The organism is Brevundimonas sp. BH3 (assembly GCF_045345115.1).
In the GTDB taxonomy this organism is placed as follows: Bacteria; Pseudomonadota; Alphaproteobacteria; order Caulobacterales; family Caulobacteraceae; genus Brevundimonas.
Map to the genome: position 1 here is coordinate 853,803 of NZ_CP150796.1, position 26,973 is coordinate 880,775.

Annotated in this window: 18 protein-coding genes; 10 read left to right on the plus strand and 8 right to left on the minus strand. The window is 58.9% G+C overall.

Features of this window, described 5'->3' with window-relative positions; genetic code table 11:
* Positions 1-22: 22 nt before the first annotated feature.
* The 5 genes from WEU32_RS04095 to WEU32_RS04115 all read right to left on the minus strand — a co-directional run bounded on the left by WEU32_RS04095 (position 23) and on the right by WEU32_RS04115 (position 6,464).
* Positions 23-1,387 (minus strand): spinster family MFS transporter, encoded by a 1,365-nt coding sequence (locus WEU32_RS04095; protein WP_406852969.1) that lies wholly within the window; start codon positions 1,385-1,387, stop codon positions 23-25.
* Between the two features lie 40 nt (positions 1,388-1,427).
* Positions 1,428-1,832: a nuclear transport factor 2 family protein gene (locus tag WEU32_RS04100; RefSeq protein ID WP_406852970.1), complete on the minus strand. Its 405-nt coding sequence runs from the start codon at positions 1,830-1,832 to the stop codon at positions 1,428-1,430.
* A gap of 12 nt (positions 1,833-1,844) precedes the next feature.
* Entirely contained in the window at positions 1,845-2,993 is a 1,149-nt protein-coding gene (locus WEU32_RS04105; protein WP_406852971.1) for a hypothetical protein, read from the minus strand.
* Between the two features lie 63 nt (positions 2,994-3,056).
* Positions 3,057-5,234: a TonB-dependent receptor gene (locus WEU32_RS04110; RefSeq protein WP_312815639.1), complete on the minus strand. Its 2,178-nt coding sequence runs from the start codon at positions 5,232-5,234 to the stop codon at positions 3,057-3,059.
* A 321-nt stretch (positions 5,235-5,555) separates the two neighbouring features.
* The gene (locus WEU32_RS04115; RefSeq protein ID WP_312135416.1) at positions 5,556-6,464 is read right to left on the minus strand and encodes an acyl-CoA thioesterase II; all 909 of its coding nucleotides are present in this window, start codon (positions 6,462-6,464) and stop codon (positions 5,556-5,558) included.
* Positions 6,465-6,870: 406 nt separating this feature from the next.
* Between WEU32_RS04115 and WEU32_RS04120 the strand changes: the two genes are divergently transcribed.
* The 5 genes from WEU32_RS04120 (at position 6,871) to WEU32_RS04140 (ending at position 16,015) form a co-directional block, all read left to right on the plus strand.
* A complete protein-coding gene (locus WEU32_RS04120; RefSeq protein WP_406852972.1) occupies positions 6,871-9,891 on the plus strand; it encodes a TonB-dependent receptor domain-containing protein in 3,021 nt (1,006 codons plus the stop codon).
* Between the two features lie 129 nt (positions 9,892-10,020).
* Complete coding sequence (locus tag WEU32_RS04125; RefSeq protein ID WP_312135419.1) at positions 10,021-11,316, plus strand: amidohydrolase family protein; 1,296 nt, start codon at positions 10,021-10,023, stop codon at positions 11,314-11,316.
* Between the two features lie 138 nt (positions 11,317-11,454).
* Positions 11,455-12,816 carry an Hsp70 family protein gene (locus WEU32_RS04130; protein WP_406852973.1) on the plus strand — a complete coding sequence of 454 codons (1,362 nt, stop codon included), beginning with the start codon at positions 11,455-11,457 and terminating at the stop codon, positions 12,814-12,816.
* A 384-nt stretch (positions 12,817-13,200) separates the two neighbouring features.
* On the plus strand, positions 13,201-14,877 hold the full coding sequence (gene leuA / locus WEU32_RS04135) for a 2-isopropylmalate synthase (RefSeq protein WP_406852974.1): 1,677 nt from the start codon (positions 13,201-13,203) through the stop codon (positions 14,875-14,877).
* A gap of 130 nt (positions 14,878-15,007) precedes the next feature.
* Complete coding sequence (locus WEU32_RS04140) at positions 15,008-16,015, plus strand: DUF4105 domain-containing protein (protein WP_406852975.1); 1,008 nt, start codon at positions 15,008-15,010, stop codon at positions 16,013-16,015.
* 101 nt (positions 16,016-16,116) lie between these two features.
* On the opposite strand, the gene WEU32_RS04145 is transcribed toward WEU32_RS04140, so the two are convergent.
* Positions 16,117-17,307 (minus strand): acyl-CoA dehydrogenase family protein, encoded by a 1,191-nt coding sequence (locus WEU32_RS04145; protein WP_406852976.1) that lies wholly within the window; start codon positions 17,305-17,307, stop codon positions 16,117-16,119.
* A complete protein-coding gene (locus tag WEU32_RS04150) occupies positions 17,304-17,633 on the minus strand; it encodes a hypothetical protein (protein ID WP_406852977.1) in 330 nt (109 codons plus the stop codon). The genes WEU32_RS04145 and WEU32_RS04150 overlap by 4 nt, the downstream gene beginning before the upstream one ends.
* Before the next feature lie 261 nt (positions 17,634-17,894).
* On the opposite strand from WEU32_RS04150, the gene WEU32_RS04155 reads away from it, so the two are divergent.
* The 5 genes from WEU32_RS04155 (at position 17,895) to WEU32_RS04175 (ending at position 26,435) form a co-directional block, all read left to right on the plus strand.
* On the plus strand, positions 17,895-18,635 hold the full coding sequence (locus tag WEU32_RS04155) for a hypothetical protein (protein WP_406852978.1): 741 nt from the start codon (positions 17,895-17,897) through the stop codon (positions 18,633-18,635).
* Positions 18,636-18,785: 150 nt separating this feature from the next.
* Positions 18,786-19,037 (plus strand): helix-turn-helix domain-containing protein, encoded by a 252-nt coding sequence (locus tag WEU32_RS04160; RefSeq protein WP_406852979.1) that lies wholly within the window; start codon positions 18,786-18,788, stop codon positions 19,035-19,037.
* Positions 19,037-20,365, plus strand: a complete 1,329-nt coding sequence (locus WEU32_RS04165) for a type II toxin-antitoxin system HipA family toxin (RefSeq protein WP_406852980.1) — start codon at positions 19,037-19,039, stop codon at positions 20,363-20,365. The genes WEU32_RS04160 and WEU32_RS04165 overlap by 1 nt, the downstream gene beginning before the upstream one ends.
* Before the next feature lie 366 nt (positions 20,366-20,731).
* Positions 20,732-23,422, plus strand: a complete 2,691-nt coding sequence (locus WEU32_RS04170) for a TrlF family AAA-like ATPase (protein WP_406852981.1) — start codon at positions 20,732-20,734, stop codon at positions 23,420-23,422.
* An 88-nt stretch (positions 23,423-23,510) separates the two neighbouring features.
* Positions 23,511-26,435, plus strand: a complete 2,925-nt coding sequence (locus WEU32_RS04175; protein WP_406852982.1) for a DNA methyltransferase — start codon at positions 23,511-23,513, stop codon at positions 26,433-26,435.
* 211 nt (positions 26,436-26,646) lie between these two features.
* On the opposite strand, the gene WEU32_RS04180 is transcribed toward WEU32_RS04175, so the two are convergent.
* Positions 26,647-26,973, minus strand: a complete 327-nt coding sequence (locus WEU32_RS04180) for a HigA family addiction module antitoxin (protein ID WP_406852983.1) — start codon at positions 26,971-26,973, stop codon at positions 26,647-26,649.

Below are 26,973 nucleotides of genomic sequence, written 5' to 3' on the forward strand. Positions count from 1 at the left end.
GGTTGTCGCTTGAGCAGAAGGTTCAGCCTTGGGCCAAGGCGGCTTCGGCAGCAGCCGCCGCTTCCTTGCGGTCATTGTCGTGGACGGCGGCAATGATGGCCTTGCGCGCGATCAGGATCACGCCAACGCCGACAACCAGAGACACAGCCGTCACAACGGCCAGAGCCTTGCCGAGGCTGCTTGGGCCTTCAAAGAAATGCTCGCTGATATAGCCGGTGATCAGCGGGCCAAGACCCATACCGGCCATATTGGCGACCAGCAGATAGATGGCGGTCATACGGCCGCGCATCGATGCGGGCGTCAGGATTTGCAGCGTACCGGCTTGAAGGCCGCCAATGGTCGAGACGGTGGCCATACCGGCAGCGATCAGCACCAGCGCAATATTGGTGTCGTTGACCAGATAACCGCCCAGCAGCAGCGGGAACTGGATGATGGCTGCGCCCAGAACGATACGCACCGGCGCATCGGCGTGGCCTTTCTTGGCTGAGCGGTCGGAGAGAACACCACCAATGGCCAGACCAATGGTGCCGAAAACGCCGATGATGATGCCGAAAGCCAGACCCAGTTGGGCGGGCGGCATGGCATGGGCGCGGGCAAAGTGGGCCGGAGCCCACAGCATGGCCCCGTAGGCCGCAATCACCAGAATGGAATAGCCGATGATGACACCGCCAAAGGCCAGTTTGTGGCTCTTGGCCAGCTCGAATACGGCGCTCAGCGGCGGGGCTTTGACATTGCCGCGACGGCGCGGGGCTTCACGGACGGTCAGGCCCATTAGGATGGCCAGCGGAATACCCAGCAAACCTACTGCCACAAAGGCCAGGCGCCAGCCGGTCAACTCACCCCACGGCAACGGCACCGAGGTCTTCATGGCCCAGCCCACCAGCATACCGCCAAACAGCATGGCCACGCCGCCACCCAGCGACACGCCCATATTGTAGAGGCTGACGGCAAAGCCCAGCCGCTTCTTCTCGAAACGGTCGGCAATGGTGGAATAGGCGGCAGGCGATAATGTGGCCTCGCCGATGCCCACCATCGCACGGGCGGCCAAAAGCGTCATGAAACCGGCAGCAAAACCGCTGACGGCTGTGGCGGCGCTCCAACCCAAAACCCCGAATATGATCAGGTTGCGACGGTTGCCGCTATCGGCCATCGCGCCGAAGGGTATGCCCATGATCGAATAGAGCAGCACAAAACCAAAGCCGACCAGAAGGCCGACCTGTGTGTCGCCAAGACCAAGGTCCGCACGGATCGGGTCGATCATCAAACTGATCAGAACGCGATCCATGAAGGACAGCATATAGGCCAGCATCAGAACCAGCACGACATAGATCGCATAGCGCGACGAGGTGCCGGTCTTGGTTGAGGGAGTAAGCGAGGCAGCGGTCATCCGCAGTCTCCTATGGTAAAAACTGACAACAGGCTGCGCATCAGGCGCTGGCCGTGGCCCGGGCGCGCCAGGCTTGTAATGGGGCAGAATCGAAAAACTCTTCCAGCCGGATAATCCGGTTATCCTCAACCGTGCAGATCAGGACGGCCGGCAGGATCAGAAGCGGGCCGCTTACATGCGTGGCATGAAGAACATGTTGTTGCACATAGCCGTCGGCGGTGACGCGCACCTTGCGGTCGCGATAGTCACGCGATGAGGTGCGCTCCAGAAAACCGGTGAGGGTTTTGACATTGCTGTCGCGGTCAACGGCTTCTCCGAGCGTGTTCAGCCAGATACGGGCATCGGGGTGATAGCAGTCCTTGAGGGCCTGTATGTCCCCGCGCTGGATGGCGTCGATGAAGCGGTCGGCCAGTGCGGTGATGCCGGTGTGGTGCCCATTATCCATAAGGTTATCCGCCTAGACGATGGGGTTGCTGATCGGCAGACCGAAATGGCGACGGCCGACCTGTTCGCGTGCAATGTCCCAGTCCCAGAAGGCATGGGAGGTCACGGTGGACAGGTCGCGCCAGAAGCGCTGGATCGGTTGATCGTGGTGATAGTTGGACGATCCGGCATTGGCCATCATGTCCTGCATCAAAAGACGACCGCTACGGGCCAGATAGCCCGCCGAGCCTTTCAGCGAGATACGGTCGTCGGTGGTGAAACCGGACTGGATGAGCGCCTCGGTGCGGGCGATATGGGCGCGGCCCAGTGTGTCGATGGCCTGGGTGCCGATCTGCATTTCCCCCAGCGTGATGTGGGTATGCTGCTGGTCCTTGACCACGGTGCCGGAGAAGTTTCTGACGCGGCGGTCCACAATGGTTTCGAGCGCGTTCAGCGCGCCCTTCAGGCCACCGGTCAGGACGGGTACGATGGTCGCATAGGCCATCGGAACCAGGGGAATATTATAGATCGGATTGGCGTGCAGGGCGGTACCTTCGGTATCGCCCCGACGCAGGGCTACGCCGTCGATGGAGCGATAATCCGGCACAAAGACATTATCGACGACAATGTCGTTGGAACCCGTCCCGGCCATGCCGGTGAAGTGCCAGACATCGTCGATCGTGACATCGGCGACGGGCATGACAAAGCTGCGCGGGGTCTTGTCGGGGGTCATGCCCGACACCATCACCCAGTCGGCATGCATGACGCCCGAACCCCAGGGAGCGCGGCCGCTGATGTTCCAGCCGCCTTCAACGGCCTCTACCTTCATGGTCGGCGCTGTAGCGGCGGGCAGCAGGCAATAGCCCTTGTCACCGAACACTTCGTCCTGAGCCTTGGGTGACAGCTTGGCGGCATACAGGTTGTGGCCAATATAGAAGGCGGCGATCCATGCGGTCGAGATGCAACCCTGAGCCAGTGTATCGACCACCTCATACATGGTTTTGAGGTCGGATTCCGATCCGCCACGGATGGCGGGGACCAGCATCTGGATGATGCCGGCGTCGATCAGGTCTTTGATATTGTCATCGTGCGGTCGGCGCAGGGCCTCGGTCTGGGCGGCACGGCTTTGGACGACCGGCAGAAGTTCGCGGGCGCGACCGATCAGGTCGGAAGAAGAAATCATATATCTATCAATGGTATGCGTTAAAAGAAAGAGGCCGGTGCCATCAAGCACCGGCCCCTTGCCTTAGAAGGTGAAGCTAAGGTCGACGCCGATTTCACGCGGCGGCTGATAGACCCGCGAGGCCAGCAGCGCCCCGACACCGAACGTGTTGTTGATCACCAGTTCGTCCGTCAGGTTCTTGCCCCACAGGCTGACACGCCAGCGGCCGTCCGGCAGCTCCAGAGCCACACTGCCATCCACAATGGTGTTGGCTTTACGCAGGGTTAGATCGTTGGTCGCATTCAGGGTGTTGAAGCTGGTGAACATATCCGACATGTGGCGCACGCTGGCCTGAGCCGTGACCTGACCGAACTCGTAGTTCTGCTTATAGTTGAAGGTGACGCTGTTGCTCCATTTGGGCGCATACGGCATCGGCAGATAGGTGCGGTCGATCACGCCCAGACCGTCACCCAGATTGGCCATGAAGTCGTCATAGGACGCATCCAGATAGCCGATGCTGGCGCTGACGGTGAAGGCGTCGGTCAGCAGGGCGGTGGCTTCGCCTTCAAAGCCCGAAATGGTGGCAGCGCCGACATTGGCGACCAGGGTCTGATTGATCAGGGTGCCCGGGATCAACTGCTGGACGCTTTGCTGCATGTCCTTGTAGTCGGTGGTGAAAATCGAGGCGTTCAGCCGTAGACGGCGGTTGAACAGGTCGCTCTTCACGCCGATTTCGTACGAATCCACGGTTTCTGAATCATACGGGCCGACAGCTTCGAACGAACCGGCGCGACCATTAAACCCGCCCGCGCGGAAGCCGCGCGAATACTGGGCATAGGTCATCAGGGTGTCCGACCACTTGTAGCTGACCCCCAGTTTCGGCGAGAAATCGTCGAAGCTGGCATCAAAGGTTTTCGCGTTCGGATAGAAGAGCGGTTGGGTCGTGAAGGTCTTCTCTTCCTTGCTGTAGCGGCCACCGGCGGTCAGCGTCAGGTTGGGAATGATTTCATAATCGGCCTGACCGAACAGGGCCCACGAGTCCGACTTTTGCTGGGTATAGATGGTCGAACCGGCGGTCGGGCCACCAAATACCAGACCGTACTGGCCTGTAGCGATGTCGTATTCTTGCGTCATGTAATAGGCGCCGACCACATAGGTCAGCTTGCCTTCAGTGTTCGACGACAGGCGCAGTTCCTGGCTGAACTGGTCGTGGGTTTCATCACGGTGCACGGTCATGAACGGGATCGGCGTCGCATCGAAATCGCTGAGGACTTCGGTGTCGGTTTTGCGATAGCCGGTGATCGAGGTCAGCTTGACCGCGCCCAGATCCCAATTGGCGTTCAGGGTGATGCCAAGAGCATCCAGATCCGAGAAGATGTCGTCGCCGATATGGGCGAGGAACGGATCGCCGTCATTATCGGCCGGTTGACCATAGCCCGGCAGGACCATGTTGGGCAGCGAAGCGTTCTGGAATGCCGCGCCCGTGCCTTCGTCCTTGGTGTAGTCGATGATAAGGGTGGCATCGAAGGTATCTGTCGGCTGCCATGTCAGGGCACCACGCATGGACAGCACATCCTGTGCGCCCAGATCGCGACCGTCCTCGTTTTTGACGTAGCCGTCATAGGTTTTGGCCAGCAGCGAGAATTTGCCTGCCAGTTTGTCTTCGATCAGTGCACCTTCGACACCGGCACGCAGTTCCTGACGCCCGTTCGAACCGAAGGTCAGTTGGCCACGGGCACCGAAATCGAAGGACGGGCGACGCGACTGGACGCTGACCACGCCGCCAATGGTGTTGCGGCCATACAGCGTGCCTTGAGGACCGCGCAGGATGGTGATGCCGCCCACATCGAAGAAGTCCTGAACCGCGCCCACATTGCGCGACAGGTAGACGCCGTCCAGCTCGACGCCGACCGACGGTTCAAAGCTGGATTCCACGTCGGCATAGCCGAGACCGCGGATATAGAAGGCACTGGCGAACGGATAGGCACCGACGGGGGCCAGAACGACGTTGGGCACCTTACCGTCAAGGTTCAGCAGGCTTTCAACCTTGCCGTCTTCCAGCGATTCCATGCTGAAGGCGCTGACAGCCAGCGGCACTTCCTGCAGGCGTTGTTCCCGGCGCTGTGCGGTGACGACGATGTCGGCAACCGCAGCGGCCTGATCCTGCGTGGCGTCCTGTGCGGCATCGGTGGATGCCATAGCGGGGGTAGCGAGCGCAGCAGCCATAACGACGCCGCACTTCAGCCAGTTCGAGTACCTCATATTGATCCCTCCTCGTGTGTTTTTCTTATTGAGGGGGAGATTGAGGTTATGTCAGTTTTTTTGTCAAACGATTTGACGTTAACGATGCAAAAAAACTGATTGATTGATTAAATAATTAGTAAATCTTTGAAAAATATCGCTAAAATTTATTAGCGAATGACTCGCATCTGGCTGCGTGCCCATGCTGTTACGCGATAGAGGATATGCTCTGCGGACAGGTGAAGCTTGAAACAAGGCGGTATCGTGGCGTTAGGCGAGAATAATCGCACCGAAACGGGCGGCTCGCCCCGAATGACAATGGTTTATCGAAGGGGTGTCGATTTAGGCTTTGGGCTGACGCTTGCGGATCAAGCCTTCTTGGGCAACGCTGGCGACCAGCTTGCCGTCGCGGCTGAAAATCTGTCCGCGATTAAAGCCGCGTCCGCCCGACGCCGAAGGACTGTCTGTCACATACAGAAGCCAGTCATCGGCACGGAAGCTTTCGTGGAACCAGATGGCGTGATCGAGGCTGGCAATCTGGAACTGTTTGTCGAAATAGCTGATGGCGTGGGGCAGGCCGCAGGTGCTGAGCAGGGTCATGTCCGAGGCATAGGCCAGTACGGCACGGTGCAGGGTTGGGTCATCGCCAATGGGGGCCACTGTGCGGAACCATGAGGCATGGCGCGGCTCGGTGGCAAATGGAGCCAGCGGGTTGCGCGCATAGACATGGCGGAATTCCAGCGGGCGAGGGCGCAACAGGTGTTCGCGCAGGGGCGCAGGAATAAGCTCGGCATTGGCCCGCCACAGCTCGGCATCGCTGATCAGTTCTTCGGGAGGCGTGACCTCGGGCATGGTGTCCTGATGCTCGAAACCGTCCTCGGGCACCTGAAACGATAGAAGCATGTTCAGGATCGGTTCGCCGTTTTGTGAGGCGATCACGCGGCGGGTGGCAAAGGTACGCCCGTCATGGTCGCGCGCCACACGGAAGATGATCGGCTTACCTTCCTCGCCCGGTCGCATGAAATAGCAATGCAGCGAGTGGCAGGGGCGGCCCTCGACCGTCATTTGCGCGGCCTGTAGCGCCTGCGCCACGACCTGACCGCCATAGACCCGGCCCCGCCCTCCCGGCAGCGGCATACCGCGATAAAGGTCAGTGTCCAGAGTCTCCACCGTCAGCAGATCGACCAGACCTTCCACACGGGCGGGAGCGGAGGGTGACGAAGGGTCTTGCGGTGAGGGAAGTTCGGTCATCGGACACTTTGGAAAGGGCGGCAGATACATAGATCATCTGCCGAGCGCTTCACGTTCGCAAGGGCCAAGCGTGACGCTGACGCAGGGGAAGGCGTTAAGCTTGGCCGGAATTTTAAAATGAAAAAAAGACGTATCGCAGAATTTTCAACGGCAAATAGCCATTTTTTCAATCTTGTCGAGATATTTGACCTTTCAAACAACCGTGACTTGCTATGCAAATTTTTTCGTTTCATTGGAAACTAAAAGTTAAAAACAAGGCAAAAATTTATCTTTTGACGAAAAAAACAGAAAACATTTTCTGGATTCAATTTGCCTTCCAATGTTCTTCGATTGAATATTTGTCATGGCGCGGAGGGGAATCTGCGTCGGGGAACTGTTGTGGTTGTTACATAGGGGAGAGACGCGGATGCGCCTCGGGGATCAAGTTCACACGGCACGGAAGACTCGTCGCGTTTTGCTGGCCGGGGCCTGCGCTTATGCGGCCTTATCGGCGGGCGCGGCTTTTGCTCAAGACGCCACGCCTGCGCCCGGTGATGATACAGGGACCACACAGGTCAGCGACATTGTCGTCACCGGTTCGCGCATTGCCCGCCGCGACTATTCCTCGAACAGTCCGCTGACCTCGGTTACATCTGAAACGATCGAGAACACCGGTCAGGTCACGGTCGAAAAAGCCCTGACCCAAATGCCGCAATTCTCCGGCGCACAGGGCCAAAGCACGGCAGGGTCGTCCTCGACCTCGCTGAATGGCGGTCAGGCCTATGCCAGCTTGCGCGGCCTTGGCTCCAAGCGCACCTTGCTGCTGCTGGACGGCAAGCGCCTGCAACCGTCGAACCCTGACGGTTCGGTCGACCTGAACATCATTCCCGAGGCTCTGATCGGCAATGTCGAGGTCATCACCGGCGGGGCCTCGACGGCCTATGGCTCGGATGCCACCGCAGGTGTGGTGAACTTCATTCTCAAGCGTGATGTGCAGGGCGTCACCGTCGCCTCGCAATATGGCATCAGCGACTATGGCGATGGTGAAAGCTTCCGCCTGTCGGTGACCGCGGGCGAGCGTTTTGCCGATGATCGCGGCCGCGCCGTGATCTCGCTCGATTACTCGATGCGCGACGTCGCCTACCAGAACAAGCGCGACTATTATTTCACCCGTAACCGTCAATCGAATACGGCCATCATTTCGCAAGGTGCCGCCTGGTTCGGCAGCAACCGTCCGACGCTGGAAGCGGTCAATGATGTTTTTGTCGGCGATTACGGCCTGAACCCCGTACTGGGGGCGGATGGTTTCTATAACGGCCAGATCGGTTTCAATACCGGCGATGACAGCCTGTTCAATCTAGGCGGCGCTTCACCGGTCATGAACTTCAAGGACCCGGAAACCGACAACCACTTCCTCAATGCCGCAGGCACCAACATGCTGTGGGGCTGGAACAAGGGTCGTATCCAGAACGAGAACGAGCGTTATTCGCTGTTCTCGCGCGTGGATTACCAACTCACGCCGAATATTGATTTCTACCTGCAAGGCTCGCTGACCAGCTATGAGTCCGAGGGTACGTTCAATCCGACACTGGCAGGTCTGGCCTATGCCCTGTCGGCACCGGTCACCAATCCTTATATCAGCAACGACTTCGCCCATATTCTGGCCTCGCGCCCTAACCCCACGGCGGATTTCGCCCTGTGGAAGGATCTGGATTTCGCAGGCGAGCGCCTGCAATCCTATGCCTATAATGTGTCCCAGTTTATTGGCGGTCTGACCGGACAGGTGGGCTATAAGGACTGGACATGGGAAGCCTATGCCAGCGTGTCCAAGGCGGACTTCGAGAACAAGCAATCGGGTGGTGTCAGCCGCTCGGCCATCACGCGCTTGCTATATAGCCCGACCGGCGGTTCCGAGTTCTGCGCGGGTGGCTTCAACCCGTTCGGCAATCATGATCCGTCGCCTGAATGCGTGAACTATATGGTTCGCGGCACAACCAACACCAACGAACTGACCCAGCGCATGGCCGAGGCCTCGGTTCAGGGCGGTCTGTTCGAGCTTCCGGCGGGCGAGGTGCGTTTTGCCGCCGGTATCGGTTATCGCTACAACCATTTCGATTTCCGTCCTGACTCGGCTCTCGACCAGCCGGACGGCACCAGCGACATCCTTGGCTATAGTGAACTGCGCGCCTCTTCCGGCAATGTGGAGAGCACTGAGTATTTTGCCGAGTTTCTGGTTCCGCTGCTGAAAGACTTGCCCTTCATCCAGTCGCTGGAAATGGATCTGGGCTATCGCTTCTCGGACTATAGCTCGGTGGGCGGAGTTCACGCCTACAAGGCTGATGTGAACTGGCAAATCAACGACATTGTGCGTATTCGCGGCGGCTATAACCGCGCCGTGCGTGCGCCCAGCGTCGGTGAGCTGTACTCGCCTATTTCGGCGGCGACAGTGGATATCGGCAACCCGTCAGCGGCCAATACCAATGGCGACCCCTGCGATGTCCGCTCCAGCTTCCGTCAAGGACCGAACGGGCAAAAGGTCGCCGATCTGTGCGTCGCGCTGGGCGTACCTTCGGCCCTGATCGACAGCTACCAGTTCGGGGCTGCACAGGTATTTGCTCTGACCGGCGGTAACCCCGATCTTCAGGAAGAAACGGCCGATACCTATTCGTTCGGTACGGTACTTCAGCCGACCTTCCACTCGCCGTGGTTGAGCAATATCTCGGCGTCGATTGACTGGTACCAGATCAAGGTGGCCGATGCGGTCGGTACGCTGGGCGTCGGCAATGCGATCCGTTATTGCTTCAATGACGGTGGCAACAACCCGAACTTCGATCCGAACAACTATTATTGCACCTTGCAGGATCGCAATACCAATGACGGCTATATGGTCAATCCTCGCCAGCCGCTGTTGAACCTGGGCCAGTTCAATGTGACCGGTATCGATGTCCAGCTGGACTGGCGTCTGCATCTGGCAGACGTAGGGCTGGCCGAAGCGGGCAGCATCAGCATCGGCTCGGCGATCAGCTATCTGGACAGCTTCGAAATCCAGGCTCTGCCGGGTGCGCCGACCTTTGACTATGCCGGTACATGGGGCACGGCCATCGAGGCCAATGCCGGTCAGGCCCACCCCGAATGGAAGGCTTCGACCAGCCTGACCTATTCACGTGACACATGGAATGTCGGCCTGCGCTGGAGGCACATGTCGGAGATGATGAACTCGGCCCGCGTAACGTCGCCCAAAAGCACGACGCGCGGTGTGGATGCCTATGATGTGTTCGACATGAATGCCCGTATCGATCTGCCATGGGAAACGTCTGTGCGCTTTACCGTAACCAATCTGTTCAACGAGGCTCCGCCTCAGGTTGGCGATATTCGCGGCACCTATGATGCCCAGAACTATGACACGCTGGGCCGCTATTACTCGCTAGCCGTCACTAAGAAGTTCTGATCCGTTTCAGGCCGGAGACGCAAATCGTCTCCGGCCCGATTTTCCGTATTCCGGCGGGGTTGAGTGCGCCGTGAAAGTCTAGAGTATCCGTTTAGGGGGCGGTGCCATTCGCACCGCGGAGGAGGAAGTATGAAACTGAACCTGAAGAAGAGCTGGGCCTTCGGTCTGGCAGCCGTACTGATGGCTTCGGCCAGCGCTGCTGCGGCCCAGAACGTGTCCTATATCCATGCCGGTCGCGTACTGGCCGATCCGGCCACGGGCCGCGTGACCGAGCGCCAGACGCTGGTGATCGAGGATGGCAAGGTCAAGGAAATCCGTGACGGTTTCGTGGGTGAGGGTACGGTTGTCGACCTCTCGAACAAGTTTGTCTTGCCGGGCTTTATCGATAGCCACGTCCATCTGGGCGGCCAGCAAGGCGATGGTGATCGCGCCACCCGCTTTACCAGCACTTCTGCCGATGCCGCACTGCGCGGTGCGCAATATGCCAAGATCACGCTGGAGGCCGGTTTTACCACGGTGGCTGATCTGGGCGGCAATGCCGACGCTGTTGTGGGTCTGCGCAATGCTGTGGCCCAGGGTCGTATTGTCGGCCCGCGCATTCTGGCCTCGGCCGGTACGGTGACCCCGCATGGCGGTCATGGCGATGCCAATGGCGTGCCGGAATCCATGGTGCCGCTGATGCGTACCACGGGCGTTTGCTCGGGACCGGACGACTGCCGCCGTGCTGTGCGCGAGCGCGTGCGTTCGGGCGCTGATGTCATCAAGATCACGGCGACCGGAGGCGTTCTGTCCGACACGGGTGCGGGCCTGAACCAGCAGTTCTCCAATGACGAGCTGGCCGCCATTGTTGAAACCGCCCACTTCATGGGCCGCCGCGTGACCGCCCACGCCCACGGCACGGACGGTATCAACAGCTTCCTGCGTGCCGGTGGCGACTCGATCGAGCACGGCACCTTCCTTGATAATGAAGGTATCCGCCTGCTCAAGGCCAATGGTGGCTATCTGGTTCCGACCCTGCTGGCTGGTGATTTTGTCGCCCGCGAAGCCCAGCGCCCGGGCACCTTCTTCACGGCCAACCAGCGCAAGAAGTCGCTGGAAGCCGGTCCGCTGATGCTGGACATGGCGCGTCGCGCCCACGCTGCCGGTGTGAAGATCGCGTTCGGCACCGACAACGGCGTTGGCCCGCACGGTGACAATGCCCGCGAGTTCGTACTGCTGGTCCAAGCCGGTCTGACCCCGATCGAAGCCATCCGCACCGCCACCATCAATGCGGCCGACCACTTTGGTCTGCAAGACGAGATCGGCCGTATCACGGCGGGCTATAATGCCGACATTATCGCCGTTGACGGTGACCCGCTTCAGGATGTTTCGGTTCTGCGTGACGTTAAGTTCGTCATGCGTGAGGGTAATATCTACAAGCAGTAAGTCGCCGTACTGACCGTTTGAAATGCGAAAGGCCGCTCCGTAAGGGGCGGCCTTTTTCGCGTGTGACTTTTGGCGTGCCCATGTGGAAAAAGAGCGCATCGCGGCGTGATTTGCGCTAGGGGGAGCGCCCCCCGATCAATGCCTGACCTGAAAGTCCGCCGCGTGACTGTTTCTTCTGCTGCCGCCCCCATCGCTACTCTGGGCATCGACTTTGGCACCACCAATACGGTGATGGCGCTCAGCTTACCGGGGCAGGAGGCGCAGGTGGTGACGCTGCAAGGGCCAGCCGGTGGCCTGTCGGGTTTCCGCTCGGCGCTGGGCTTTCAGATCATTCCCGCCGCCGACGGATCGGCCCCCGAACGCGTCATTTCGGCAGGGCCGTGGGCGGTTGAAACCTATCTGGAAGACCCGCTGGAAACGCGCTTCATCCAGTCGTTCAAAAACTTTGCCGCCAGTGCCGCCTTCAGCGAAACCGTCATCGACGGTCGCCGCTACAGGTTCGAAGACCTGCTGGCCGTGTTTATGGAGCAGGTGCGCCAGCATGCGGGCGAGGGACTGGCCAATCTGCCGCCGCGCGTGATCGTGGGGCGCCCCGTCACCTTTGCAGGCGGCAACCCCAACGAGCCGCTGGCGCTGGAACGCTATCAGGCCGCGTTCACGCAGTTGGGCTTTGGCGATATCCGCTATGCCTATGAGCCGGTCGGCGCGGCCTTCTATTTTGCCCGCAGCCTGAAAGAGACGGCGACCGTTCTGGTGGCAGACTTCGGCGGCGGTACCAGCGACTTTTCCATTATCCGGTTCGAGCCTACGCCCGAGGGCCTGCGCTCCACGCCACTGGGCCGCGCCGGTGTCGGCATTGCGGGCGATGCGTTTGACTATCGCATCATCGACAATCTGGTGTCGCCGGAACTGGGCAAGGGCACGACCTATACGGCCATGGGCAAGACCCTGCCGGTGCCGCAACGCTATTTCACCGCCTTTGCCAAATGGGAGCAGCTGGCCCTGCTGCGGGCCTCGCGCGACATGAAGGACATTCGCGGTCTGGTCCGTAATGCCGACGAGCCGGAAAAGATGGAACGTTTGGTCGAGGTACTGGATGAAAACTACGGCTATGCCCTGTACCAGTCGGTGTCGGCGCTCAAGATCGCCCTGTCGTCACAGGACGAGGCGGAGTTCGTCTTCGCACAGGGCGATGTCGATATCCGCCACATCGTCAGCCGTGACACCTTCGAGGGCTGGATCGCCCCCGAACTGGCCCAGATCGAAGGGGCCGTAGACCTTGCGCTGGAACGGGCAGGGATGGCTCCCGAGGGCATTGATCGCGTCTTCCTGACCGGCGGCACGTCCTTTGTGCCTGCGGTGCGCCGCATGTTTGTGGACCGCTTTAGCGAGGAACGCATCGAAAGCGGCAGCGAGTTCGAATCCATCGCTTCCGGTCTGGCCCTGATCGGACAGGAAACCGATCTGGACATGTGGAGCGAGACGCAAAACGCGGCCTAAACGGCGCGGGCATGGCTGTGACCCGATCATGTTGTAATGCGGGATAAAGGTCCGGCATTCGGCAGGGACGGGGGTGGTTGTTCCTTGGAATCGGCCAAAGCGATGTTTTTATTGCGTAGCAACTGCCCGTTTCCGCAGGCGAAGCGCATGCAATATTTCGACATGGCCATTTTAAAGGTGGATTTTTGCGTCTGGCTGTCTTAGGTCAGCGGCATGGTTGAGAAGCTTGCACATGCAGGTGTCGCCCGTTCGCGCATGGCTCCGATGAGCCTAGCTATGGGACGACTTATGAGTGGCCGCCGGGGTTAACGGCTGCCTCGGTGGCGACTTGCGTTCGCCGCACATCTCCCGACTGTAATCGCTTGACCAAGAGAGGCGCACCCCATGCTGCGCGACCCCTCGGTAAAATACCGTGCCTTCCCTCAAATCGACCTGCCAAACCGTCAGTGGCCGTCGCAAACCATCACCAAGGCCCCGCGCTGGCTGTCCACCGACCTGCGTGACGGCAATCAGGCGCTGGCCGACCCGATGGATGCCGACAAGAAGCAGCGCTTCTTCGACATGCTGGTAAAGATCGGGCTGAAAGAAATCGAGGTCGGTTTCCCGTCGGCGGGCGCGACCGAGTTTGACTTCATCTCGGGTCTGGTGCGCCAAGATCGCATCCCCGAAGATGTGATGGTGCAGGTGCTGACCCAGTCACGCCGCGACCTGATCCAGAAGACGTTTGAATCGCTGGAAGGTGCCCGTACCGCCACTGTCCATCTGTATAATGCGGTGTCCCCCGCATGGCGCGAAGTCGTGTTCAATATGGACCGCGCAGGGGTAAAGGCACTGGCCATTGAAGGCGCAAAAATGCTGCGCGAAGAGGCCGAAAAACGCCCCGACACCGACTGGCGTTTTGAATATTCGCCTGAAACCTTCTCGACCGCCGAACTGGATTTTTCTCTGGAGGTCTGCGAGGCGGTTCAGGACATTCTGGAGCCGACGGTCGAAAAGCCGATCATCTTCAACCTGCCCGCGACGGTCGAATGCTCGACCCCCAACATCTATGCCGACCAGATCGAATGGATGATCCGCAACCTGTCACGCCGCGAGGCCGTGATCATCTCGCTGCACCCGCATAATGACCGTGGCACGGGCGTTGCGGCGGCAGAACTGGGCCTGATGGCCGGTGCCGACCGTATCGAGGGCTGCATCTTCGGCAATGGCGAGCGTACCGGTAATGTCGATCTGGTGACGCTGGCGCTGAATATGTACACGCAAGGCGTCTCGCCGGAACTGGACTTCTCCGACATGGAGCAGATCGTCAAAACCGTCGAATACTGCAACCAGATCCCCGTCCATCCGCGCCATCCCTATGCGGGTGAACTGGTCTTCACCGCCTTCTCCGGCTCGCACCAAGATGCGATCAAGAAGGGCTTTGAAGCGCAGGAAAAACGCAACGACCAGCTCTGGAACGTGCCCTATCTGCCGATTGATCCAGCCGATATCGGGGCCAGTTATGAGGCGGTCATCCGTGTGAATTCACAGTCCGGCAAGGGCGGCATGGCGTGGGTGCTGCAACAGGACAAGGGGTTGAAACTGCCCAAGGCCATGCAGGCCGACTTCAGCCGCGCCGTGCAGAAAAAAGCCGACGAGGTCAGCCGCGAGCTGACCAGTGCCGACATCTGGGACGCCTTCCAAAAGGCCTATCGTCTGGAAGGTGCGCAGTATTTCGAACTGATGACCTTTAGCGAACAGGGCCGCGCCAAGAGCGACGGCCAGCGCGTCTTCACCGGCGACGTCAAGATCGGCCACAAGGTCACGCCGATCTCGGGGCGTGGCAACGGTCTGATCTCGGCCCTGCTGGATGGTATCCGCGAGGCGGGTGCCCCTGAGTTCGAAATCATCGACTATCAGGAACACGCCATCGGCGCAGGCACCGACGCCCGTGCCGCCGCCTATGTCCAGTGCAAGACCAAAGATGGCCGCACCGTCTTTGGTGCCGGCATTGACAGCGACGTCGCCACCGCCTCGGCCCGCGCCGTCATCAGCGCCGCCAACAGCGTGCTCGCCGCCTGATCCTGTCCATTCTTGATGCGGGAAGGGGCCGGACCTGAAAAGGTTCGGCCCTTTCTTTTTGAAGCGGTTTCGGACCGTGGCGCATTAGGGCGTTCCTGTCGTATGACGGATGCTGACCAAGGGGGATTGCGTGACAGTATCGGCGATTAAGGCGCGGGCATCGGGCGCGAAATGGGCGTGGGGCAGCCTGCTTGTGGCCCTGCCGGTGGTGGCATGGACGGCGCTGGCCGTGCATTACCAATTGCGACCTCTGATGGGCGTGTGGGCCTATGCCGTCCCGCTCTTGATGCTGGCGCTTCAGGCTTGGGTGTCCTTGATGGGACGCGGACGGGCATGGGCGGTTCTGGCCATCATGGTCGCTGTCGTTGCTCTAGGCTGGGCGCAGGTTCGCCCGCTACAGTTGCGCGACTGGGCTCCCGAACTGTCGCGCGGTGTCGTGGCCGATATCCAGGGCTCCAGCGTGCATCTGTCCAATGTGCGCGACTTCCGCTGGCGCGCCCGCGATGATGGCGAACCGCGCTGGATCAGCCAGACGGTCCATCTGGATCAACTCGAAACCGTCGATTTCATCAGCACCGTCTGGGCCAGCCCCCACATCGCCCACACCATGGTCAGCTTTGGCTTTTCGGACGGCCAGCATGTGGTGTTCTCCGCTGAAATCCGCCGCGAAAAGCACGAGAAGTTTTCTGAAATCGGCGGCTTCTTCAAACAGTTCGAACTGGTCCTGATCGGGGCCACCGAAGAGGACATCGTCAAGCTGCGCACACATGCCCGCAACGAGGACGTGTCCATCTTCCCGCTGACCATGACGCCTGCGCAAAGGAAGGCCCTGTTCCTGTCCTATGTCGGCCTCGGCAATGATCTGGCCGCCAAGCCGCGCTTTTACCAGACCATCACCACCAACTGCACCACCGTGATCTGGAAGCTGGCCCGCACCGTAGACAAGCGCCTGCCCATGGACTGGCGCATCCTGCTATCGGGCCACACGCAGGACTATCTGTACGACCTCGGCGTGATCAAAAACGACCGCCCGCTGGCCGATATCAAGGCGAATGCCCATATCACTGAAAAGGCTCGACGCCTTCCGGCCAGCGCTCCCTATTCCCATGCCATTCGGATCGGACTGGACGAGGCTTAGGGCGCATAGCCATAGGAAGGCAAACGAAGAGGGGCATGCCGTACAAAGATTTGGACGGCGATCTCTCTTGCCCAACTGATGATTGATCCGAACTGTCGGTTTCAAGACGTTTGAATGGACAATGTCTGGCGCTTGATCGTTTTGGCCAAACTCCAGCGATGCACTTCGCTGGGCCCGTCATAAATCCGGAAAGCGCGGATTTCGCGGAAGACCTGCTCTACTACGGTGTCGCCCGAGACGCCGGTGCCACCCAGAACCTGTACACAGCGGTCGACAATGCGGAACAAGGCCTCGGACACGGCGACCTTGGTCATGGAGCTTTCGGTTGTGCCGAGGGCACCAGTATCGAGTACGCCAGCACACCAGTCGATCATCAACTCGGCCTGTTTTAGCTCGATCAGATTGTCGGCCAGCATGAAGCCGACACCCTCGTGGTCAATCAGGGGTTTGCCGAAGGCGTGGCGCTTGACCGCATAGGCGGAGGCGATTTCGTGGGCGCGGCGGCAGGCCCCCAGCCAGCGCATGCAGTGACTGAGCCGCGCTGGACTGAGGCGAACCTGAGCGTAACGGAAGCCTTGATGCGGCGCGCCGAGTACCTGATCCGAGGAGACGGACAGGTTGTCCAGAAGTACGATCGAATGGCCACCGGGCATGGAGGAGTCGATCGTCTCCATCACCCGTTCGACCCGCACGGCGGGATCAGGCAGGTCAATCAGGAACATGGTGGCGGCGGTCTTGCCATCGCCGGGGTCGGTGCGGGCCATGACGATACCGACAGAGGCACCGACCGCGCCGGTGATAAAGGCCTTGCGCCCGTTGATGATCCAGCGGTCGCCATCCTGTTCGGCAGTGGTCTGGAGCATGGAAGGGTCGGCCCCCGCCCCGCCGTCCTCGGCGGGTTCGGTCATGAAGAAGGCCGAGCGGGCCTCGCCGTTCACCAGCGGGGTAAGGAAACGGTGCTTTTGATCGTCGTTAGCAACCTTTCCCAACAGATACATATTGCCTTCGTCGGGGGCCATGACGTTCAGGGCGACAGGCCCTAGGGGTGACAGCCCCGAGGCTTGAAGCGCCAGCGCCGTCGCCCGCTGTGACAGATGGGAACCATCCGCACCGATATGGGGCGTGAGCAGGCGGGCTTCACGGGCCAGCTCGCGCAGTTCCGTGACCAGTTCGTCAGTCGGTCCGTGGGCTGTGGCGCGCGGATCCTTTTCATAGGGAATGACGACATCACGGACGAACTGTTCGATGCGCTCTGCGATAGCGCGGCCCTGTTCAAGATCAGGTTGGCTCATAAGGTCGTCTCCGTCTGTGCCCAGGCGAGGGCGGCGAGTTCAGGCAGGTTGTCGGCCATGGTCTGAGCGTGGATCGAGGCGGCGGTACCGCGTGCGATACGTCCCTTGATGCCATGGAAGATAGCGGCCAGCCTGAACATGTTGAAGGCCATGTAGAAGCGCAGTTCTTGTGCCGAGGGTGGCGTCCGCCCGACGCGCTCGCAATAGGTGGCCAGATAGTCGGCTTCGCTGGGGATGCCGAGGGTTTCCAGATCGACCCCTGCAAAACCGCCGATCATGTGTGGCGGCAACCGGTACATCATCAGATGATAGGTGAAGTCGCCCATAGGGTGGCCGAGGGTGGACAGAGAGGAAGTCCTCTCGTTTAAGGAAATCAAACAGTTAGTTTGTCTAACGGCCCCAATAGGGGCCTTTGATTTCAAAAGGCTTTTTACCCAATTGTCTAACGGGCGCGGGGGCGTTTCAGCCATGAAAAACCCCGCCAGCGTTGCAGCGCTAGACGGGGTCCATAACAACTTGCGACAAGGCACAAGCAAGGTGCCTTTCTACGGTGTTCTAGCGAACGCTGCAACCGCGGAGGCTCACCAATGAGCCGCCGCCTAGACCCTGATAACTTCACCGCCGAGAAGCTGGCCTGGCACCAACTGGTCAGCGCGACGCCGGGCCTATCGCTCCCGGCCAAGGCAGTAGCAGGCCTGATCCTCCACGACCTCAACCCGCTTCAGGGCGGTGCTTGGCGAGGTCAGGACAGCATGAGCGAGCTTCTAGGCGTCAGTGAGCGCCAACTGCGTCGCTTGCTGTCAGAGCTTCAGGCAGCGGGCTTCCTCGACATTGAGATCCAAAAGGGCAGGGGCCGTACCAACCGCTACTTCGCCACCGTCCCTACCGGCATCGAACTCTTCCGCCCGAAGGCCTCGGAGTGCACCGAAAAGGCCCCTGAAACCCGCACAGAAAAGCGGACATCAGCGTCCTCTTATCCCGCCAAAAACCGGACACCCATGACCAAAAAACCGGACATGGATGGCCGACAATACCTTTATAAACCCATTAAAGATTCCCGAGCGTCTCTCAGGCCGTCGCCAAAGCTGACACCTGTCGCCGCATGTTTTCCCAATCCAGATATCCGACGTGAGGTGCTCGCCCTGATCGGTCCAGAAAAGACGGCAAGCTATCTGGATAGTGCCATTTGGGACTCTGTCTCACGGATGATCATAACGCCGCATGCTTACGGTGCTGACCGTTTGCGCGAGTTTGCGGGTCGATACCTTGCGAGGGAAAATATTGGCGTTTCGTTTGGCATTAGCGAGCAATCTCGGCAGGTGGCCTAAAGCCAATTGGCGCTTGGCTCATGATCCAGTCTCAGCATTTTATACCGAAAAACACATATAAAATATTTATGCTTAAAATCGCATACTTAGGCTTTATGTTGAAAACGACATAAATATAGTTTATGCTGAATGACGCATAGGAGAAACCGTATGGAACAGCTCGCGCGTTCACCCCGCCAGCTCGGGGATTTCATCCAGCGATGCCGGAAAGCCAAGGGGCTGAACCAGTCCGAACTGGCTGATCTCGCTGGCACTCGACAGGAAATGGTTTCGAAGATCGAGAGCGGCGCGCCCGGCTCCAGGATCGCTACCATCTACGCCCTGCTGGCGGCGCTCGATCTGGAAATGACGCTCACGCCCCGGTCGCGCAGTTCGTCAGGTGATATCGAGGACATCTTCTGATGGGGCGTCGTCGGGCCTATGTGCCTCTGAACGTCCTGATCAACGGTCGTCAGGTTGGTCGCCTAGAGAAGGAGGCCGACGGTGCCGTCTTCTTCCAGTACAGTCGCGACTGGATGGATTGGAAGCACACCTTCCCGATCTCTCTGTCCCTGCCCCTGCAAGAGGCTGCCTTTCGAGGCGCGGCGGTCAATGCGGTGTTCGACAACCTCCTGCCGGACAATCCTGCGGTTCGCAAACAGGTCGCCGAGAAGACCGGTGCCCAAGGCGTCGACACCTATAGCCTGCTGGCGGAAATCGGCAGGGACTGCGTTGGCGCGATGCAGTTCCTACCTGACGGGCTGGACGTCGATACCTCGGGAGCCATCGAGGCGGAGCCGATTAGCAACGCCGGGATCGAGACCTTGCTTGCTAATCTCGCCCGGGCCCCGCTTGGCGTCGATCCCGACGAAGGCTTCCGCATTTCCATCGCTGGAGCGCAGGAGAAGACGGCCCTGCTGTTCCATGAGGGGCAATGGAAACGACCGATCGGATCCACGCCGACGACGCACATCCTGAAGCCACAGCTGGGCCGCATACCGACCGCGTCAGGCGAGGTGGATCTCAGTCACAGCGTCGACAACGAGCACTACTGTCTCGCCCTCCTGCGGGCCTTCGGACTGGAGACGGCGAAGACCGAGATCGCGAGCTTCGGTAAAAGGCGGGTGCTGGTTGTGGAACGGTTTGATCGAGTCTGGCGGTCGGACGGCCGACTGCTTCGCCTGCCTCAGGAAGATATGTGCCAGGCGCTGTCCATCCCCTCCAGCCAAAAGTACCAGTCCTACGGAGGACCGGGGATGAAGGACATCCTCGACCGTCTTCAGGAAGCCGACGATCCGGCCCGAGACCGGATGGCCTTCTTCAGAAGTCAGATTCTGTTCTGGCTGATCGGTGCCACGGACGGCCACGCCAAGAACTTCAGCCTGTTCTTGAGGCCCGGCGGACGATTCCAGCTGACCCCCTATTACGATGTGCTGACGGCCCAACCGGCCTTTGATGCGAAGCAGATCCTCCATAAGGACTTCCGTCTGGCCATATCGGCTGGCGCGTCGCCGCGCTACCGGATCGACGATGTCCTCGGACGCCACTTCGTCCAGAGCGGCAAGGCCGCGGGTCTGGGCGCGACGGCCATGCGAAAAGTCGTGGACGAGATACGGACGGTTGCGGAAACGGCACCGGAGAAGGCACTGGCCGACATGCCGGACGATTTTCACTCAGAAGCCCATGATGCGATCAGGGCCATCCTGCCGCGACGACTGAAATTCCTCGAGACCGCCTACGAGGAACTCTGAGGTGCCTGCTTAGTTGGTGTCAGCCTATGGCTCAGTGCATCCGATGTACCGAAACCAGAGCGCCAAACCGGCCCTTCTGCATCCGAAGTACCGAACTTAGGCCACCGAGAAAGACCGTTAGTGACTCTTAGCGGATCTCCAGAACGTCCGCTTCGGAGACAGTGCCCGGTGCTGATGAGAGAACTGGGGGTCAGCGTCGGCTCTGGGGCGTTGGATACGTGGGAGAGGGGAATCGGTCGTATGGCTTTCGGAATAACTGCTCTCGCGTCTCTTTATCGCCGATAGGTCGTGGAGTGGCTCCGACACGCATCCCGCCTACCCTCTCAACTAGGGCGTGATATGTCAGGTGCAGTGTCGGAGGAAAATATGGATAACTTGGACGATCTGTCGGACGTCGTGGCGCTGACGAATGGCGCGGTCTTTGTAAGGGGAGACCTGCACATCCACAGCAATGTCGGGTCGCATGATGTTTCAGACCCCACAGCCACACCAGAGGAGATTGTTGCGACCGCGATTAGAGAAGGGCTCAGCATTGTGGCTATCGCTGACCACAACGAGATCGACGCGGTCGAGCGGGCCATACATGCCGCTGCGGGGAAGGATTTGCTGGTCGTCCCAGCCATCGAACTCAGCACCATGCAGGGCCACCTCTTATGCTACCTTCCCAACCTAGACGCGCTTCGGCGGTTTCATGCTCAGCTCAAGCTAAATGATCGGGGACTTTCAAACTCGCGCTGCGAGAACGGCATGGCCGATTGCCTCGACAAGGTTCAGGAACTCGGCGGCTTTGGAGTGCTGGCACACGTCGATGCTCCCAAAGGGCTGGATACGGAGATGCCTGGGGCCAGTCCTCACAAAGCCGACATCATAAGCCATCCAGCACTGCTAGGGATTGAGCTCAAGAACGCCTCGTCAACGATCACATTTACTGAAGCCGACCCGGACGCGGCTAGGGCAACTCTTGGAAGAGAGCGAGTTCAACGTCACAGCGGAACGTCTAGCCCACTCTCTCGGATCCTCAACTCGGACGCCCACACCATCACGGCCCTTGGGCGAAATGCGGCGGGCGACAACAGGGTCACGCGCTATAAAGTGCAGGCACTATCCTTCGGCTCATTGAAGCACGCACTCACCGATGGTGATGCACGGGTGCGTATCGAGGACGAACTGCCTAAAAAGGTTCCAGTTCTGAAGGCGATGAGGCTCACCGGAGGATTTCTGAAGGATCAGGCGATCCACTTCAGTCCCAACCTAAACTGCATCATCGGGGGGCGCGGCACGGGCAAATCCACGACCTTCGAAGCCATCCGCGCATTCTCACCTCATCTGAGTAATAATCCGGTAGTCGGCTCGGACGTCTGGCCAGAGCGCATCGACATCGCCTTCACAGACCAAGTTGGCCAAAGTCACCAACTCATTCTCAGCAAGTCAGATTTATCCCCGACGAACATATTCGACCCGCTTGAGGGATTAGAGCTGATACCGGTTGAGTGTTACGGCCAAGGCGAAACACAAAAGATAAGCCAGAAAGCTCAAGATGATCCCGGAGCTTTGCTTTCTTATCTAGATCGCTTCACTGACGTATCGTCTGAACTAAAATCAGAGGAAAGCGCGAGGCTATCAATATACGATCTTCAAGCAAAGATTGCCGAGGCGCGTAAGAATGTCGATCTAATCCCACAAATTAAGCGCGACCTTTCGATTAAGCAGCAGCAAATACGAAAGCTAGATGAAGGCGAGGCAAAGAAGATCATCGAACTCAGCCGACAACTACAGCTAGAGCGACAGACGAGAGGCCAAGTTGTAAACGATGCAAAAATAGTAAATGAGAGCATCGATTATGCGGCAGTTCGCAAAGCGCTAGCTTCACTCCAGTCTGTACCTAACCCATCCACACTCGTTGTCGGTGAAGCAGAATATACGGCTATTGCTGCCAGCGCCAAGGCGTTCGAGGACGACCTAAAGAGTTCCGAAACGCTTCTTAAATCGAAGTCAGGAGCTTTAAACGCTTCAATCTCACTGAAAGTACGGGAATGGGCGGAGAAAGAGAAAACGCTCCTTACCGACATAGAGCAGCGGAAAGCCGCGCTTGAAGGACAAGGGCTCCAAGTTGATACCGCGTATATAAACAAGCTGACGGTTGATGAGGCGTCTCTGGTCAATTCGATCAAGAACCTGGCAACGTGGGTTCCGCATCTGACTGAGCTCGAAAAGCAACTCGCCAAGCTAGTCGCTGATCGCTGGAAGGCGCGGGCAACCGTTTCCGTGAAGCGTATCGGCTTCGCTACTCGGGCAACCGCGAAGTTGCGGGCCGCCTTGACCGACCTGAACGTCACACTGAAGTTTGAGGCAGATTCGTACTCGCCGCAGGGACATGATTTGTTGGTCGAGGTCATGGGATGGCGAACCACACAGGTTCAACGCGCGACCCTTGTGACCCAGACGCTCACGGTACCAAGGCTACTGGCAGCCATTGCGGCAAGCGACCCGTCGCCAATTGCGGCGCTCCGTACCGCAGACAACGTGGCAGTGTTTTCGCGCCCAGAAGCGCAGAACCTCATCGACCGGTTCAAGGAACCCGCAAACCTGGCGCGCTTGCAGACTGTACCGGTCTTTGATCGACCCAAGCTGACGGTCAGCAGAGCCTCTACGGACGCCCAAGGAGTATCTCGCTTTCTCGTCCGAGAGTTTGGGCAACTTTCTCTCGGCCAGCAGCAGTCGGTTCTCCTCGCGTTGATGCTATCATCTGACAGCCCCAACCCCCTCCTCATCGATCAGCCTGAAGACAACCTAGACAGCGAGTTTATCTACTCGCAACTGGTCCCAGTGATCCGTCAAGCGAAGGAGAAGAGGCAGATCATCATCGTCACGCACAACCCCAACATCGCCGTCTTGGGCGACGCTGAGCAGATCATAGTGTTGAAAGCCAACAATGAGCGTTCGACGATAGTTTCGCGGGGATCGATCGATGACCCACAAACGAAGGAGGCAGCTTGCGCGATCCTTGAAGGCGCACGGCTTGCGTTCACACGGAGGGGCCGGGTCTACGGCCTTTGAGTTGTTGGCATGCCCCCCCTCGCACGCGGCCATCATCCCTTAACCAAATCATGGTCCATGGTTGAAAGCCCCTTAGGGAGGAATTTCATTGTCTTACACGGTAGATCGCCTCAATCAGTTCGTCGCGTACGCCCTGACCTTGGACGGCGACGAGAAGGGCGAGGCCCAAGTATTTTGCGATCGCCTGTTCAAGGCGTTCGGGCACGAGGGATACAAGGAAGCGGGTGCGGTTCTGGAATACCGCATAAAGAAGGCATCCTCAAAGGGGACCAGCTTCGCAGACCTCATCTGGAAGCCGCGCGTGCTAATCGAGATGAAGCGCCGAGGGGAAAAACTCCACCTTCATCTGAACCAAGCTTTTCAGTACTGGCTAAATGCGGTTCCGAACCGCCCTCGCTACGTAGTTCTCTGCAACTTCGATGAATTTTGGATTTACGACTTCGATAGACAGCTGGACGAGCCGGTTGATATCGTTCGAGTTGAAGAGCTTTCCAAGCGGTACACCGCGCTCAATTTCCTGTTCGCTGATAACCAAGAGCCACTGTTCGGCAATGACCGCGAGGAGGTCTCGCGCGGAGCCGCTAAGCTCACGGCTGAGCTATTCAGGCGCTTGATCGGGCGCTCGCCAAAAAAAGCAATCCCCAGAGATCAAGCCCAGAGGTTTGTTCTACAACTTGTGATTGCGATGTTTGCTGAGGACATAGACCTGATCCCGTCAGGCATGGTGTCCGCAATCGTGCGAGATTGTCTTGAGCACAAGCAATCATCTTACGACCTGTTCGGGGGGCTCTTTGCCCAAATGAACAATCCGGTTCCTGCGACAGGGGGCCGATACGCAGGCGTGCCCTACTTCAACGGCGGCCTGTTTTCAAAGATCGATCCAGTGGAGCTGAACGAGGGCGACCTAGAGTTGATCGGGGGGGAAACCGGCGTCGCCAAAAAGGACTGGAGCAAGGTCAATCCAGCGATTTTCGGCACTCTCTTCCAGCAGAGTATGGATGCCTCAGTCCAGCACCAGCACGGGCGCCACTATACGTCGGAAGCGGACATCCTCAGGGTAGTCGGCCCAACCATCGTCGCCCCATGGCGGGAACGCATCGATTCAGCACCAACGATGAAGGAGCTCCTCAAGCTGAGGAAGGAGCTACAGGCGTTCCGAGTTCTGGACCCGGCATGCGGCAGTGGGAACTTTTTGTATGTCGCATTCCGTGAGCTAGCGCGGTTGGACATCCGAATAATGACCCGACTTCAGGAGAGGTTCAGTGCAAAGGAGTTCGCCAGACAGGTTAAGACGCTAAATGTCATTCGGCCAAAGCAGTTCTTCGGTCTGGACAACGATCCCTTCGGCGTGGAACTGGCGAAGGTCACGCTGATGCTGGCCAAGAAACTTGTTTACGACGAAGCCTTGAAAGCCTTCTCGACCGACGAGGAAGGGGGGAAAGGCAATGAAGAACTGGATTTCGGCGACGATCCCACGCTCCCCCTCGACAACATGGACCAGAACATTCGGCTGGCCGACGCGCTATTTGATGAGTGGCCCGCAGCCGACGCCATCGTGGGAAACCCGCCTTTCCAGAGCAAGAACAAGATCCAAGGCGAACTGAGTCCGGCCTATCTCCGAAAGCTTCGGCTGGCTTACCCCGACATCGATGGCCGCGCGGATTTCTGTGTCTATTGGTTGAGACGAGCCAACGCGGTCCTCAAAGACGGACAACGGGCTGGCTTTGTTGCGACCAACACGATCCGGCAGAACTACAGCCGCGAAAGCGGCCTAGATCACATCGTCGCTTCCGGAACGATCACTGAAGCCGTTTCCAGCATGATCTGGCCAGGAACCGCAGTGGTCCACGTTTCGATCGTGAACTGGGTCAAAGGCAGCGAGAGCGGGCTGAAGCGCCTGTACAACCAAGATGGAAACGATCCCGCTACGGGTTGGCGGTACACGGACTTGGATCGCCTGCCAGCCTCATTGTCCTTTGCGCACGACGTGACGAAGGCTCGAAAGATCGACGTGAACGCGAGGAAGGGCGGGTGCTATCAGGGGCAGACCCACGGGCATAAGGGCTTCCTTCTCGAGAAGTCGAGCGCCAAGGCGATCATCCGAGACGACAAATCGTATGCTAAAATTTTGAGACCGTTCCTGACGTCTGACGACCTCGTCGGAAGAAAAGGCGGGAAGCCTTCAAGGTATGTGATCGACTTCAGTGGTCTCGACATGCTTCAGGCCAAGGCTTTCGAGAAAGTCTTCCCGCGTATCCAAACGATGGTTCTTCCTGACCGGCAGAAAGCTGCCCAGAGAGAAACCGACCGTAATAAAGAAGTTCTGAAAGACGCCCCTGCCACAAAGGTAAATCTCCATCACGCCAACTTCCTGAGTAAATGGTGGAGAATGTCCTATGAGCGCGCCGACATGATGAAGGAGTTGAGGAAGCGTCCTCGGTACATCGCTTGTGGCCGGGTCACCAAACGTCCCATTTTTGAGTTTGTGTCGTCTAATATAAATCCTAATGATGCTCTGACTGTATTCGCTCATGACGATGATTATTCGTTTGGAATCTTGCAGTCCGATGTGCACTGGGAGTGGTTCACCGAACGCTGCTCAACGATGAAATCGGACCCTCGCTATACCTCCAATACGGTCTTTGACACTTTCCCTTGGCCTCAGTCTCCATCAGCTGAGGCAGTCGCGGGTGTCGCTAAGGCCGCCCGAAACCTGCGCGCAGGTAGGCGTGATCTGTGCGACGAGCATGACATGACGTTCCGAGAACTCTATCGGACACTTGAACTTCCCGGCTCTCATCCGCTGAAGGACCTGCACGCGAAGTTGGATAAGGCTGTCCGCGTCGCCTACGGCATGCCAAAAAAGGGTAGTGGGCTCCCGTTTATCCTGAAGCTCAATGACGAGCTGGCCGCAGCAGAGGCAAAGGGTTTGAAGGTGCAAGGTCCCGGTGTTCCCGCTGGCCTGTCAGGGACCATCAAGGTGAAATCCTCCGATTGCATCTCTGAGCCATAGTCGCTGCCGCGCCCCCTTGCTAGCGGGGGTGGCGTTCGTGACATCTGGCGGTGCCGACAGTATCACTCGCCTTCGGGCACTTGCGTATATTTCAGATGGCTGTGTGGGAGGGGGTCAAGTCCCACCGTCTCCGCCAGTTTGACGCCGCGCGCGACGGAGCGAAGGACCGCTTTCCGTCGGCGAAGGAAGGTCTGCTCCTGGCGCAAAGCTGTCACCTGAACTGATCACTTAAGAGCGGGGTTTCGGGTTCAGTATTACCGGGTGAGCCACCTCGCGCATGGCGTGAGGCGTCGTGTTGGGTTTGGAGGTTGAGCCAGAACTCGGGGGTGGTTGCGAAGAGGTTTGCTAGGCCGGTGGCAAGGTCGGGTGTGACGGGGCGCTGGCAGGCTAGGAGTTGGGTGACGGTTTGGTCGTCGATGCCGAGTGCTAGGGCGAGGTCTTGAGGGGATAGACCAAGGCCGGGGAGGTAGTCTTCGCGGAGGTGGGTGCCGGGGTGTGAGAGTGAGGCGGCGAATGTGCTGTAGTCGTGGATAGGCAT